At 72.3% G+C, this 13,534-nt stretch carries 13 protein-coding genes; 11 read left to right on the forward strand and 2 right to left on the reverse strand.

The features are described 5' to 3' along the window. The first annotated feature begins 96 nt into the window (after positions 1 to 96). The 9 genes from RM704_RS16850 to RM704_RS16890 all read left to right on the forward strand — a co-directional run bounded on the left by RM704_RS16850 (position 97) and on the right by RM704_RS16890 (position 8,479). A complete protein-coding gene (locus RM704_RS16850; RefSeq protein WP_033526109.1) occupies positions 97 to 633 on the forward strand; it encodes an SRPBCC family protein in 537 nt (178 codons plus the stop codon). Then, positions 626 to 2,257 carry a phytoene desaturase family protein gene (locus tag RM704_RS16855; protein WP_033526110.1) on the forward strand — a complete coding sequence of 544 codons (1,632 nt, stop codon included), beginning with the start codon at positions 626 to 628 and terminating at the stop codon, positions 2,255 to 2,257. Before RM704_RS16850 ends, RM704_RS16855 begins: the two co-directional genes overlap by 8 nt. Positions 2,258 to 2,353: 96 nt before the next feature. After that, the gene (locus tag RM704_RS16860; protein ID WP_033526111.1) at positions 2,354 to 3,220 is read left to right on the forward strand and encodes an SDR family oxidoreductase; all 867 of its coding nucleotides are present in this window, start codon (positions 2,354 to 2,356) and stop codon (positions 3,218 to 3,220) included. Between the two features lie 92 nt (positions 3,221 to 3,312). Next, positions 3,313 to 3,957, forward strand: a complete 645-nt coding sequence (locus RM704_RS16865) for a nucleoside deaminase (protein WP_311590745.1) — start codon at positions 3,313 to 3,315, stop codon at positions 3,955 to 3,957. A 70-nt stretch (positions 3,958 to 4,027) separates the two neighbouring features. Continuing rightward, positions 4,028 to 5,008: a coiled-coil domain-containing protein gene (locus tag RM704_RS16870; protein WP_311590746.1), complete on the forward strand. Its 981-nt coding sequence runs from the start codon at positions 4,028 to 4,030 to the stop codon at positions 5,006 to 5,008. Between the two features lie 89 nt (positions 5,009 to 5,097). Beyond that, positions 5,098 to 6,090 (forward strand): BtrH N-terminal domain-containing protein, encoded by a 993-nt coding sequence (locus RM704_RS16875; RefSeq protein WP_033526201.1) that lies wholly within the window; start codon positions 5,098 to 5,100, stop codon positions 6,088 to 6,090. 79 nt (positions 6,091 to 6,169) lie between these two features. After that, positions 6,170 to 6,610 carry an RrF2 family transcriptional regulator gene (locus RM704_RS16880; protein ID WP_033526112.1) on the forward strand — a complete coding sequence of 147 codons (441 nt, stop codon included), beginning with the start codon at positions 6,170 to 6,172 and terminating at the stop codon, positions 6,608 to 6,610. A gap of 175 nt (positions 6,611 to 6,785) precedes the next feature. After that, entirely contained in the window at positions 6,786 to 7,991 is a 1,206-nt protein-coding gene (locus RM704_RS16885) for a globin domain-containing protein (protein ID WP_033526113.1), read from the forward strand. Next, the gene (locus tag RM704_RS16890; RefSeq protein ID WP_311590748.1) at positions 7,988 to 8,479 is read left to right on the forward strand and encodes a group III truncated hemoglobin; all 492 of its coding nucleotides are present in this window, start codon (positions 7,988 to 7,990) and stop codon (positions 8,477 to 8,479) included. The genes RM704_RS16885 and RM704_RS16890 overlap by 4 nt, the downstream gene beginning before the upstream one ends. A 280-nt stretch (positions 8,480 to 8,759) precedes the next feature. Here the strand turns inward: RM704_RS16890 and RM704_RS16895 are convergent, their stop codons facing one another. Next, positions 8,760 to 9,308: a GNAT family N-acetyltransferase gene (locus RM704_RS16895; protein ID WP_033526114.1), complete on the reverse strand. Its 549-nt coding sequence runs from the start codon at positions 9,306 to 9,308 to the stop codon at positions 8,760 to 8,762. A 196-nt stretch (positions 9,309 to 9,504) separates the two neighbouring features. Here RM704_RS16895 and RM704_RS16900 point away from each other — a divergent pair, with 196 nt between their 5' ends. Beyond that, positions 9,505 to 10,407, forward strand: coding sequence for a UTP--glucose-1-phosphate uridylyltransferase (locus tag RM704_RS16900; protein ID WP_033526115.1), 903 nt, complete (start codon positions 9,505 to 9,507; stop codon positions 10,405 to 10,407). A 126-nt stretch (positions 10,408 to 10,533) separates the two neighbouring features. Next, complete coding sequence (locus tag RM704_RS16905) at positions 10,534 to 11,568, forward strand: glycoside hydrolase family 5 protein (protein WP_033526116.1); 1,035 nt, start codon at positions 10,534 to 10,536, stop codon at positions 11,566 to 11,568. A 219-nt stretch (positions 11,569 to 11,787) separates the two neighbouring features. On the opposite strand, the gene RM704_RS16910 is transcribed toward RM704_RS16905, so the two are convergent. Then, the gene (locus RM704_RS16910) at positions 11,788 to 13,386 is read right to left on the reverse strand and encodes an AMP-binding protein (RefSeq protein ID WP_078937022.1); all 1,599 of its coding nucleotides are present in this window, start codon (positions 13,384 to 13,386) and stop codon (positions 11,788 to 11,790) included. Positions 13,387 to 13,534 lie beyond the last annotated feature (148 nt).

The raw sequence follows: 13,534 nt of genomic DNA on the forward strand, positions 1-13,534 counted from the left end.
GCCGGCCGGCGTCCGCGCGGTGCGCGTGCCTGGTGTGGTTCGGCCCTGGCCGGGCACTCGGCCGTCGACCGGGACGGGACGGACTGGAGGTGCGCGATGGCGGTTCGGCATCGTCTGATCAAGGTGAGCCCGCAGGTGGTGTGGGACGTGCTCGCGGACGGGAGCCGGTACGCGGAGTGGGTGGTGGGGACCTCCGCCTCCGAGCCGGTGCGGGGGCAGTGGCCGCAGGTGGGTTCGGCGATCGCCTACGAGATCCGGGTGGGCCCCGTGCGCCTTTCCAACGAGACGGTCGTCCGGTACTGCGACGAGGGCTCCGAGCTGGGCCTGGAGGCCCGGGCAGGCGTGCTGGGGACGGCGCGGATCTCCGTGGAGCTGCGCCCCTGGGGGCCGTACTGCCTGGTGATCGCGGACGAGCACCCCTTGCAGGGAGTGGGCGGAAAGCTGCACAACGTGGGCGTGGAGGCGGTGATCCAACTGCGGCACCGCACGATGCTCGCCCGCCTGGCCCGTCTCTGCGAGGCCCAGGGCGCGCCCGAGCAGGAGACCCGGGACGAGGCCGGGGCTGGACGGCCCGCGGGCCCGCGCGGGCCGCACGGGGCCGCGGCGCACGGCGGCACCGTCGGCCATGCCTGACGCCGTCGTCATCGGGGCGGGCCCCAACGGGCTGGTGGCCGCCAATCTGCTGGCCGATGCCGGATGGAGCGTCGAGGTCCTGGAGGAGCAGCCCGAGCCCGGCGGCGCGGTGCGCCACGACCGGGAGGTCGACCCCGCTTTCGTCAACGACCTCTTCAGCTCCTTCTATCCCCTCGCCGCCGCGTCACCGATCCTCGCCGGCCTGCGTCTGGACGAGCACGGCCTGCGCTGGAGCCACGCCCCGCACGTCCTGGCCCACCCCCTCGGCGACGACAGGTGCGCGGTGCTCTCCCGCGACATCGACGTCACCGCCGAATCCCTCGACTCCTTCCACCCGGGCGACGGGGACGCCTGGAGACACCTGCACGCCACCTGGGAGCGCCTCGGCCCCGACATCGTGGACGCGCTGTTCACCCCTTTCCCGCCGCTGCGTGCCACGGCCCGCCTCGCCCTCCGGCTGAGGGCGGCCGGGGGCCTGCGGATGGCGCGCACCCTGGTGACACCGGTGCGCCGGATGGGCGACGAGGAGTTCCGCGGGGAGGGCGGCAGGCTTCTGCTGGCCGGGAACGCCCAGCACGCCGACCTCGCGCCGGAGGCCGCGGGCAGCGGTGGCTACGGCTGGCTCCTGTGCATGCTCGGACAGACGTACGGTTTCCCCGTGCCGGCCGGCGGCGCCGGAGCCCTGACAGCAGCCCTCGTGAGCCGGCTGCGGGCGCGCGGCGGCAGCCTCCGGTGCGGGCAGCGCGTCCACCGGGTCCTGGTGCGCGACGGACGGGCCGCCGGAGTGCTCACCGCCGAGGGCGAGACCGTGACCGCCCACAACGCCGTCCTCGCGGACGTGTCCGCACCGGCCCTCTACGGCGAACTCGTCGGCCCGGAACACCTTCCCTCCCAGGTGCTGGCCGACCTCAGGCGCTTCCAGTGGGACTTCGCCACGTTCAAGGTCGACTGGGCCTGTGACGGGCCGGTGCCCTGGCGGGCCGAGGCGGCGGCGGGGGCCGGAACCGTCCACCTGGCCGACGGGGTCGACGAACTCACCCGCTGTGCCGCACAGATCGCCATGGGCCAGGTACCCGACCGTCCCTTCGCCCTGTTCGGGCAGATGACGACCGCGGACCCCTCCCGCTCGGCCCCGGGCACCGAAGCCGCCTGGGCCTACACCCACGTGCCGCACGTCATCAAGTCCGACGCGGGCGACGAAGGACTCACGGGCGCGTGGAACCGTACGGAGCAGGAGCTGATGGCCGATCGCGTCGAACGCCAGGTCGAGCGCTTCGCGCCGGGTTTCCGCTCCCGCATCCGTGCCCGGAGGGTGCTGGCCCCGCCCACCCTCCAGTCCCTCGACCGCAACCTCCACGGCGGCGCCCTCAACGGCGGCACCGCCGCCCTGCACCAACAGCTCGTCTTCCGGCCCGCCCCCGGCACCGGCCGGCCCGAGACCCCGGTGGACGGTCTCTACCTCGCCTCCGCCTCCGCCCATCCCGGCGGCGGGGTCCACGGCGCCCCCGGCGCCAACGCGGCCCGTGCCGCACTGCGTCGGCACCGGCTGCCCGGCCTGACCCGCGCCCAACGCGTCCTCGCCCACCGGGACCGCACCGGTCGAAAACCCGGGCTCCGCCGCTGACGCCCGCTCCCGTACGGCAGCCGAGCGGTGCGGGGAGCCCACGGCGCCCCGCACGACGAACGGAACCGCACGAGGAAGACAGAAGGAGGGCCCGCCGTGGACGACAGCCCACTCAAGGACCGGACCGTCGTGGTGACCGGGGCGGCACGCGGCATCGGAGCGGCGCTGGCCGACCGGCTCGCCCGCCGGGGCGCCCGCCTGGCCCTCCTCGACCACGACGGACCGGCGCTGGAGGCGACCGCCGCCGCCCTCCCCGGCACGACGCTGGCGCTGCGGGTCGACGTCACCGACGGCGCGGCTCTCGACGAGGCCGCCGCGATCGTCCGCGGGCGCCTCGGCCCGCCCTCGGTCGTCGTCGCCAACGCGGGAATCGCCGAAGGCGGCCCCTTCGCCCGGTCGGACCCCGCCACCTGGCGCCGGGTGATCGACGTCAACCTGATCGGCAGCGCCCAGACGGCCCGGACGTTCCTGCCGGACCTGATACGGACCGCCGGCTACCACCTGCAGATCGCCTCCCTCGCCTCCATCGGCGCCGCGCCCATGATGAGCGCGTACTGCGCCTCCAAGTCCGGGGTCGAGGCGTTCGCCCACACCCTGCGCGCCGAGACGGCACACCACGGTATGGCCGTCGGCATCGCCTACCTCGGCTGGACCGACACGGAACTGATCCGCGACGCCGACCGGTACACGGCGGTGCGGGAGATCCGCGCTCACATGCCGCCTCCCGCCGGGCACGTCCAGCCCGTCGAGATCGTGGCGACCCGCCTGACGCACGCGGTCGAACAGCGCAGCACCGCCGTCTACATCCCCCGCTGGCTCCGCCTGACCCAGCTGACCCGGGCCGCGATCCCACCCCTCGTCCTCCGCGCGACCCGCCGCGCCCTCTCCGGCCTCGAATCCGAAGACCCCCTGCGCCACACGGGCCTCCTCGGCCCCGGCGGCCACTCCGACGCCAGGTCCTGACGGCGCGGCGCGGGCCACCACTCCGATATGACTACACAGAGGAACGGAACAGATACTCTCCGAGATCGTCGGCCCGACGTGAGGAGAGACGCATGGATGCGGACAGGCGACAGTTTCTCGGCAGGTGGGGAGCCGTGGTGGCGGGAGCCGCGGCGCCCGTCATGCTCCCCCCGCCCCTGCTCCAGGAGAGCCACGCCCGACCTGTCGACCCGATCGCCCGCGGGGAGCACGAGCGATTCATGGAGCTCGCCATCGAGCAGGCACGCCGGAACCCCGAGTGGCCGTTCGGTGCCGTGATCGTCGACAGCCGCACCGGCGAGGTGCTGGGCAGCGGGGTCAACGAAGGGGCGGAAAGCCCGCTGCTGCACGGCGAGGTGGTCGCCATGAACGACTACGTACGGCGGCAGGGCAACCAGGGCTGGTCCGGGACCACGCTGTACACGACGGGTGAGCCCTGCTCGATGTGCATGAGCGCGCTGGCGTGGGCGGATGTGCGGCGCGTCGTCTGGGCAAGCTCCATCGACGCGATCCGCCGTACCGGCGTCATCCAGATCGCCCTGTCCGCACGGCAGGTGGCCGCCGCCGCACGGTCCTTCTACACCCCCGAGCTGCTCCTCGGCGGCGTCCTGTCCTGCCGGACCGACCGCCTCTTCCGGGAGGCCCAACGGCTGCGCCAGGACATGGCCGCCGCCGAGGAGACCTCGCGGCGGCGGACCGAGGGCCGGCAGCCGGTCTGAGCCGGTCGACCCGAGCGCCGGGCGCGCCTTCGAGGTGCGCCGCGGCCCGGCCCGGGCGAACCTGACGATCATGCGGCGCGGCGGCGAACGAGACGATGACGGCGAAGCGGCGGAAACGGCGCTCGACGAGCTCTACGTCACGCCGCCGCCCGGGTTCGTCTCACGCCGTGAGGGCCTGGCGGCCGAGGCCAGAGCGGCCCGACGGACGGCGGACGCCCGCCGGATCCGTGCCGCCCGCCGCCCCTCGCTCGCTGCCTGGGCGTCGAACCTGTTGCTGCGCTCCCGGCCGGAGGAGACCCGGGCGTTCCTGGACCTCGGGCGAGCGCTGCGCGACGCCTTCCAGAGCCTGGACGCCGAGGGGATCAAGGAACTGTCCGAGCGGCGCAGAAGCGTCGTCTCCGCGATGTCCCGGCAGGCCGCCGAACTCGCCGCCGAGGCCGGGCACCGGCTGTCGGACCCGGTACTGCGAGAGGTCGAGGCGACCTTGCGGGCGGTGCTCGCCGATCAGGACGCGGCCGACCGGTGGGCGACCGGCCGACTGGAGAGCGCCCTGACCCCTCCCTCGGACTTTCCCGGCCCGTCGACCGTGCGGACCGACCGGCGCCGGAGTCCGGCCGGAGCGGCGACCGCGTCGCCTGACGCGCGGACGCGGGCGCGTGCGCGGGACGAGGTCGCCGAACGGCGCCGCCAGAAGCAGGAGCAGGAGCAACTGGCTCAGGAGAAGCGAGAACGCCTCGCCCGGGAGAAGCAGGAGCGCCTCGCCCAGGAGAAGCAGGAGCAGCTCGCCCGGGAGAAGCGAGAGCGCCTCGCCCAGGAGAAGCGGGAACGCCTCGCCCAGGAGAGACGGGAACGCCTCGGCCGGGCGCGCGAGGCGGTTCGGGCCGCCGATGGGCGATTGCGCCAGGCACGTGAGGACCTCAGGCGTGCCGAGCGGCAACAGCGGGCGGCGGAGAAACAGCGTGCGGAGGCCGCCGACGCCGTCTCCCGGGCCGAACGGGCGGCTCGCGACGCCGCTTCCGAGGTGGAGCGGCTGTCCGGGCGCACCCCATAGCGGACCGGTCCACGACAAGAGGTGCGGCCTCGCGGCCAAGGGGGCGGTTGGGGCCTCCCCTGGCGTGAGCGTCCACCATGATGGCCGACATGACGACAGTGGAAGGCATCGACGCTCGCGGTACGCACCACTGCGAGACGACGACCCTGGGGGTGCTGCTGCGGCACCAAGGGCTCGACCTGTCCGAGCCCATGCTCTTCGGCCTCGGCTCCGGCCTGTCCTTCATCTACTGGGACAGCAAGAACATGGACTTCCCGTTCCTCGGCGGGCGGGTCAAGCCGTTCGACCTCACCAGGAACCTGGCCGCCGGGCTCGGTCTGGAACTGGTGGTCAAGGAGACCGGCTCGCCCCGCAGGGCGTGGGAGAACGTGCGGGCCCCCCTCGACGCCGGCCACCCGGTCGGACTGCAACTCGACAGCTACCACTTGGAGTACTTCTCCTCGAAGGTGCACTTCGCCGGTCATGTGGTCGCCCTGTACGGCTACGACGACCGCGACGCCCACCTGGTGGACACCGACCAGCAGGGCGGAGCGGTGTCCACCAGCCTGACGAGCCTCGCCGAGGCCCGGGCCGCGCGTGGCCCGATGAGCGCCAGGCACCGCTCGTTCACCCTCACCGCACCGCCGGGAAGCACACCCGTCCTGGCGGACCGGATCGTTCCGGCCGTCACCGCCTGCGCCGACGCCTTCCTCCACCCGCCCATCGCCAACCTGGGTCACCGGGGCATCGAGAAGGCCGGCAAGCTCGTACCGACCTGGTTTCGGCGTACCGACGATCCGCGACGGGATCTGCCGCAGGCCGCGCTCCTGATGGAGAAGGCCGGCACCGGCGGCGCCCTGTTCCGCAATCTCTACCGCGACTTCCTGGCCGAGTGCGCCGAACTCCTCGACAGCGGCCACGTCCGCGCGGGATACACGCTGTACGCCGAGGCAGCCACCCTCTGGACGGAGGTGGCGGCGCTGATCGAGAGGGCCGGCACGTCGGGCGAGGAGGAGTGCCTGCGGCGAGCGGGCACGGTCCTCGGCGAGATCTCACGCATCGAGCGCGAGGCCATGCGGGAACTGAGCCGGCTGGAGCCGTAGGCAGTCGACGAGACGCATGCCGCTCCTTCAACCCTCCCCTAAATAAGCATCCTGGATGCAACATTGCTAGGCTGCTGCCGTGAGGCTGACCAGATACACGGATCTCGCACTTCGGGCAGTGATGCGCCTGGCCGTCGCGGACAGCGAGGAGTTGCTGACCACGCGGCAGATCGCCGAGTCCATGAACGTCCCCTACACGCACATGGCGAAGGCCGTCGCACAGTTGCAGCACCTGGGGGTGATCGAGGCGCGGCGCGGCCGCAACGGCGGGCTGACCCTCACCGACGCGGGGCGAAGCACTCAAGTGGGGGATCTGGTCCGGACGTTGGAGGGCGACCGCGAAGCCGTGGTGTGCGAGGGCGACACCCCGTGCCCGCTCGCGGGCGCCTGCCGACTGCGACGGGCACTGCGGCAGGCGCAGGAGGCCTTCTACTCCTCGCTGAACGGTGTGACCGTGGCCGATCTGGTGACGTCCCCGACGGGACCGGTCCTGCTGGCGCTCGGCGCTCCCCCGGGCTGACCGCCTCGTGGTGCGTGGTGCCGGGTCGCGACCGTCGAGCGGTTTCCCCTGACCAAAAATACGAGTCTCACATACCAATTCACCAATGCACCAATGCACCAATGCACCAATGCACCAATGCACCAATGCACCGAGAACCATCGCCGAACCGGCCCTCGATACAGGAGTGTGTCTGATGCTTTCCGCGCAGTCGGCCCCCGTCGTACGCGCGACGCTTCCCGTGGTGGGAGCCTCGCTGACCACGATCACCGACGTGTTCTACCGGCGGCTGTTCGAGGAACGTCCGGAGCTGCTGCGGCACCTCTTCAACCGCACCAACCAGGCCTCCGGCGCCCAGCGCGAGGCCCTGGCCGGTGCCGTGGCGGCCTTCGCCGGCCTCCTGGTCGAGCGGCCCGACGAACGCCCGGACTCCGTCCTCGCGCGCATCGCCCACAAGCACGTCTCCCTCGGCGTCACCGCGGACCAGTACCCCTTGGTGGGACGCCACCTGCTCGCGGCGGTCGCCGAGGTCCTCGGAGATGCCGTCACCCCCGAGGTCGGTGCCGCCTGGGACGAGGTCTACTGGCTGATGGCCAACGCCCTGATCGCCGTCGAGGCCCGTCTGTACGCCGAGGCCGGTGTGGCCGACGGTGAGGTGTGGCAGCCCATGGAGATCGCCGAGCGCCGACAGGAGACCGCCGACGCCATGTCCCTGGTCCTGCGCCGCCCGGACGGGCGTCCGACGCCCGCGTTCCGCCCCGGTCAGTACGTCAGTGTCCGCGTGGAACTGCCCGACGGAGCCCACCAGATCCGCCAGTACAGCCTGTCCACCGCCCCCGACCACAAGACCTGGCGCATCACGGTCAAGCGGGAGAGGGCCGCCGACGGCACCGTGCCCGACGGTGAGGTCTCGTCCTGGCTGCACACCCACGCCGAGGTGGGCGGCATCCTGGATGTCTCGCTGCCCGCGGGCGATCTCGTACTGCCGGAGGGCGACACCCCTCTTCTCCTCGCCTCCGCCGGCATCGGCGTCACCCCGATGCTGTCGATGCTCGACCATCTCGCCCTCACCTCCTCCTCGCGCCCCGTCACCGTCGTGCACGCCGACCGCTCCCCGCTCGACCATGTGCACCGTGACGAGCAGGCGGACCTCGTCAGCCGTCTGCCCCGTGCCGACCTTCACCTGTGGTACGAACACGACGCCCACCGCTCCCCCGGCACCAACGTCTTCACCGGCCGCGCCGCGCTCGACCACCTCGACCCGGCCCCCGAGACCACCGCCTACCTCTGCGGGCCGCTGCCCTTCATGCGCGCGGTGCGGGGCGAACTGCTGGCCAAGGGGCTACGTCCCGCCGCCCTTCACTACGAGGTGTTCGGCCCCGACCTCTGGCTCGCCAAGTGAGCGGGACGCGACACCTGCCCGACATCCGCGACCGCCAGGACGTGGAGCGACTGGTCGGCGCGTTCTACGACGAGGTGCTCAACGATCCCCTCATCGGCCGGCTCTTCACGGACGTGGCACGTGTCGACATGGCCACCCACCTCCCCGTGATGGCCGACTTCTGGGAGAGCGCCCTGCTCTCCCCGGGCGTCTACCGCCGCAACGCCCTCCGCGCGCACCGCGCCCTGCACGCCGAGAGCCCGCTGCGCGCCGAACACTTCGACCGCTGGCTGAAGTTGTGGTCGGCGGTGGTACGTGGACGGCACGCGGGGCCGGTGTCCGAGCGGGCGATCGCCAAGGCGCACGCCGTGGCCCGCGCCCTGCTGCACAACACCGCGGGCGCCGGGCGGCCCCGCCCGGAGCCCGGCCCCGTCCTGGTGACCATCGAACCGTCGGCCGGCCGCGGACACGCGCACCCGGCGCGGCAGCGGCCGGGAGGCGTGGGGTGAGTCGTCCGGCGCGGCGAGGTCGGCACCGAGGACGAGCGCGCCGCACCGGAGCCGACGGACCCGGGCACACGCGTCGCCGACGCGGCCCGCGGTGTCGCCGTTGACGCCGATGACGCCGATGAGGCCTGGGCGAACGCGGCCAGGCAGGTCGACGAGGATCAACTAGCCGCCGTGGGCCGCCTGATCGCCGTGACCGACTCCTACAGCCGCGCCGACGTCGTCCGCGAGGAGCCGGCCGGGGACCACCAGCCCGGCCGGTGCGACGGGGCCCGCGCCCGGCCTACTCCTCGCCCGTCGCGTCCGGCTTCCACTCCTGGGCGAGGAGTCCCAGCAGTACCTCGTCCAGGAACTCGCCCATCACCCAGGCCGAGGAGCGCAGCACGCCCTCGCGGACGAAGCCGTTGCGCTCGGCGGCGCCCAGCATCGCAAAGTTGTCCGACAGCGTCTCGATCTGCAGCCGGTGCAGGCCGCGCACGACGAAACCGTAGTGGCACAGCACCGAGACCACGTCCGTGCCGTAGCCCTTGCCCCGGGAGGCTGGCAGCAGCCCCAGCCCGATGTGCGCGGTCCGGTTGTGGTTGTCGATGCCCCACAGGGCCGCGATGCCGACCAGCGTCCCGTCGGCCGGCTCCACCACGGAGAACGGGACTCGTCCCTGCTCCTCGTCGTCCACCACGAGCCGCGGGTCCTTCGAGTCGGGCCCGACCGGCCGCCATGGCCTGCCTTCGGCCCGCGAGGCGTTGGCCACGTCGTTGTAGAGCTCGGCCCGCAGAATCGGATTGTCGTCCTCGTGCCGGGCCCTGAGCCCGACCTTGGCACCTCGCAGCATGCGAGCTTCCTATCGGGCCGGACCGGCCGGCGGCAATCGAATATGCGGCCGCCGGACGCCTCGCACCGCCTCGGTCCGGGACGGGGCGCGGGCCCGGGGAGGGCCTGGGTAGGCTTTCCAGCGGGCACGCACGACCGTGGGTGGCCAGGTCGCCGTGCCAACCGGTCCGGTGTGCCGCTCGACCAAGAGAGACGTGATGTCCCCGACGATTCGCAGGGCTGTGATCCCCGCCGCCGGCCTCGGTTCCCGTCTGCTGCCCCTCACCAAGGCGATTCCGAAGGAGATGCTGCCGGTCGGCGACAAGCCGGTCGTGGAGCACACCGTGCGCGAGCTGGTGGACTCCGGCATCACGGACATCACCATCGTGGTCTCCGGCGGGAAGAGCCTCATCCAGGACCACTTCCGGCCCAACCCGGCCCTCGTCGAGCAGCTCCGCGAGGACGGCAAGACGGCCTACGCGGACGCGGTCGAGGAGGTCGCGGAGCTTGCCCGCCAGGGCCACATCACCTATCTGGACCAGTACGGCCCGTACGGCAACGGCACCCCGGTGCTGAACGCCGCCCGCGCCTTCGGTGACGAGCCGGTGCTGGTGCTCTGGCCCGACGACGTCTTCGTGGCCGAGGTCCCCCGCGCCCAGCAGCTGATCCGCGCCTACGAACAGACCGGCTGCCCGGTGCTGGCCCTCCTGCCGATGGACCCCACCGAGTCCCAGCGCTACGGCGTGCCCATCGTCAAGGAGGACCTCGGCGACGGCCAACTGCGCATCACCGGCCTGGTCGAGAAGCCCGAGCCCGCCGCCGCGCCCTCGGCGTACGCGGCCATCGGCGGTTACGTCGTCACCCCCGGCATCATCGACGAACTGCGCGAGCAGACCCGACGCTGGTACGAGCACCGGACCGGCGAGGTCTACCTGACCGACGCCATCAACGCCTACGCCGCGACCCGCGCGGTGTACGGACAGGTCATCAAGGGCCGCTGGTACGACACCGGCAACCCGGCCGACTACCTGGTCGCCCAGATGGCCTTCGCCCTCGCCCACCAGGAGTACGGTCCCGTCCTGCGCGGCCTGGTGAACGGCCTCGACGCCCCCGAGGGCTGACGGCCGAGGGCCGACGCGGCCCGACGTCGCGGGCATGCGGGCTGCCGCATCTCTTGCAAAGGTCCGGACCAACTGCTAATTCCCTTTCTGTTAGGAAAGTTTCCTACCAGTTGGCAGGAGTCCCCCATGAGACCGGCACGATCCGTTCCGCTCGTCGCCGCGCTGCTGCTCCTCGGCCTCGTCCTCACCCCCACGACCGCGCGGTCCGCCCCCGCCGAGGCGGCCGCCCCGACCCCCGTCGCCGCCAACGGACAGCTCAAGGTCTGCGGCACCAAGCTCTGCAACCAGCAAGGAAAAACGATCCAGCTGCGAGGGATGAGCACGCACGGTCTGCAGTGGTACAGCCAGTGCGTCACCAGCGGCTCGCTCAACGCCCTCGCCACCGACTGGAAAGCGGACGTCCTGCGCGTCTCGATGTACATCCAGGAGGACGGCTACGAGACCGATCCGCGCCGCTTCACCGACCTGGTCCACTCGGCCATCGAGCAGGCCACGGCCCGGGGCATGTACGTGATCGTCGACTGGCACATGCTGGACCCGGGCGACCCGCACCACAACCTCGCCCGCGCCAAGACCTTCTTCTCCGAGATCGCCCAGCGCCACCGCGACAAGAACAACCTGCTGTACGAGATCGCGAACGAACCCAGCGGCGTGAGCTGGCCCCGCATCAAGAGCTACGCCGAACAGCTCATCCCCGTCATCAGGGCCAAGGACCCGGACACCCCGATCCTGGTCGGCACCCGCGCGTGGTCCTCGCTCGGCGTGTCGGAGGGCGCCAACGAGTCCGAGGTGGTCGACAACCCGGTGAACGCGGCCAACATCATGTACACGTTCCACTTCTACGCGTACTCGCACCGGGACGAGTACCTGCGGACCCTTGCCCGCGCGGCCGACCGGATACCCGTCTTCGTCACCGAGTTCGGCACCCAGAACTACGCGGGTGAGGGCGCGAACGACTTCGCCATGTCGCAGCGCTACCTCGATCTCCTGGCGGCCAAGAAGATCAGCTGGGTCAACTGGAACCTCTCCGACGACCACCGCAGTGGAGCCGTCTTCAAGCAGGGCACCTGCGCCGGCGACGGACCGTGGGCCGGCACGTCCTCCCTCAAGCCCGCGGGCGTCTGGATCCGCGACCGCGTCAGGACACCGGACGACTTCTGACCGGTGACCAGGAGCACGACGGGAGCCGCCCGACCGGCACCGCGCGCGCCGCGCACCTGGCGCCGCGCACCGGCCCTCCGGCTCCCGTCGTGGGGATGTGAGCCCCCATAGGGCCTTTGTCGCACCCGTTCCGCTGTGTGCGACGGCCCGGTGACCGGTGCCACGACGCTCCCCTGCGGGGCCGTCCGCCTCGTCCCCCGCCACCGGGCGCGCTCTCGCTCAGTCCGCCTCTTCGACCAGACGCCGGACGCCGGCCTTGTCCAGCTTTCCGGAGGCGTTCCTCGGGACGGCCGGCACGATGGTCAGGCGCCCGGGCAGCTTGTACCGGGCCAGCCGGCCCGCCGTGTAGGCGTGGACGGCCTCCAGAGTGATCTCCCTCGTGCCGTCCACGCTCATGACGGCCTGCACGGCCTCGCCCCACTCTTCGTCGGGGATGCCCACGACGGCGACGTCCACGACGCCCGGCATGGCGGCGAGGACGCGCTCGACCTCGGCGGGGTAGACGTTCTCACCACCGCTGATGATCATGTTCTTGAGCCGGTCGACGATGTACAGACAGCCGTCCTCGTCCAGGTGGCCGACATCGCCGGAGTGGAACCAGCCCTGCTCGTCGAAGGCGGCGCGGGTGGCCTCGGGGTCGTTCCAGTAGCCGGCGGTGACATTGGGGCCGCGCACGACGACCTCTCCCGGTTCCCCCGGCCCCAGGGGGGCGCTGGTCACCACGTCGACCACCCGGACCTCGGTGAACGGCATGGGAATGCCGGCGGAGCCGAGCTTCTCCAGGGTGCGCTCCACCGGCAGATGCGTGGCGAACGGCGCGGTCTCGGTCAGGCCCCAGGCCTGCTGGAGCAGGACGCCGTGCCGGGCGTAGAGCTCGATGAGCGACGGCGGTACCGGCGCGCCCGCGACCACGATCGACCGCAGATGGCTCAGGTCCCGCTCGAACAGGCCGGGTTCTCTCGCCAGGGCGGCGAACATCTGGGGGACGCCGAACATGGAGTTGACCCGGTGGGTGACCAGGTCGTCGGCACACCTCCGCGGGTCGAACCCGCGGCTGACGACCACCGTGCCCCCGCGCACCAGGGTCCGCAGCACGAAGCTGTTCAGGGTGCCGATGTGGAACAGCGGGGCGGCGGCGTAGGTGACGTCGCCGCGGCGGGTGTCGAGCTGCAGTTCGACGTTCACCCCGTTCCACCAGACGTTTCCGTGGGTGAGCAGGACGCCCTTGGGCGTGCCGGTGGTGCCGGAGGTGAACATCAGGATCGCCGGGTCGTCGGCGGACTTCGCGGCCACGGAGGCCGTGGGCGGGGCGTCGGCGAGGAGCGGCGCCCACGGCTCCCAGCCCGCCGCGCCGCCGGTCGGCGCCTCGGGGTCGTCGTCCACCAGGAGGAACCGCGTGAGAGCGGTCCGGTCGCGGATCTCGTCGACGAGTTCGCGGTGTCCCTCCTCGCAGACGAGAGCGGTGGCGCCGCTGCGGACGAGGACGGCCTCCAACTCGGCCACCGCCAGGCGGAAGTTGACCGGGACGAAGACGGCCCCCAGCCGGTGGGCGGCCAGCAGGGTGACGAGGAAGGAACTGCTGTTGAGGCCGAAGTGGGCGACCCGGTCTCCGTCACCGATGCCGCCGTGCGCCAGGACGGTGGCCAGACGGGCGGTCCGGTCGTCGAGTTCGGCGTAGGTGAGGTCACCGCCCGGATAGCGGATGACGACGGAGGCACCCTGGTAGCGGGCGTTGCGTGCGACGGCGGCGGCAGGGTTGAGGTCGACCCGCAGGCCCGAGTTGCGCGGGTGGGGTCTCGTCGCTTCAGGGGTGGTCACGAACGGCTCCTCGTCAGGCGTCGGCCCGCCGCAGGCTACGCCCTCGACCCGGGCCACGGGCCGAGGCCGCGGGCGAGTCCGAGCCGAATTCGCGCGTCGGGGCCCTTGCCGAGGGAGGGGAGGGCTTTCCTGATGCGACGGAACGGCA

It is taken from the genome of Streptomyces gottesmaniae, from assembly GCF_031845845.1.
Taxonomy (GTDB): domain Bacteria; phylum Actinomycetota; class Actinomycetes; order Streptomycetales; family Streptomycetaceae; genus Streptomyces; species Streptomyces akebiae.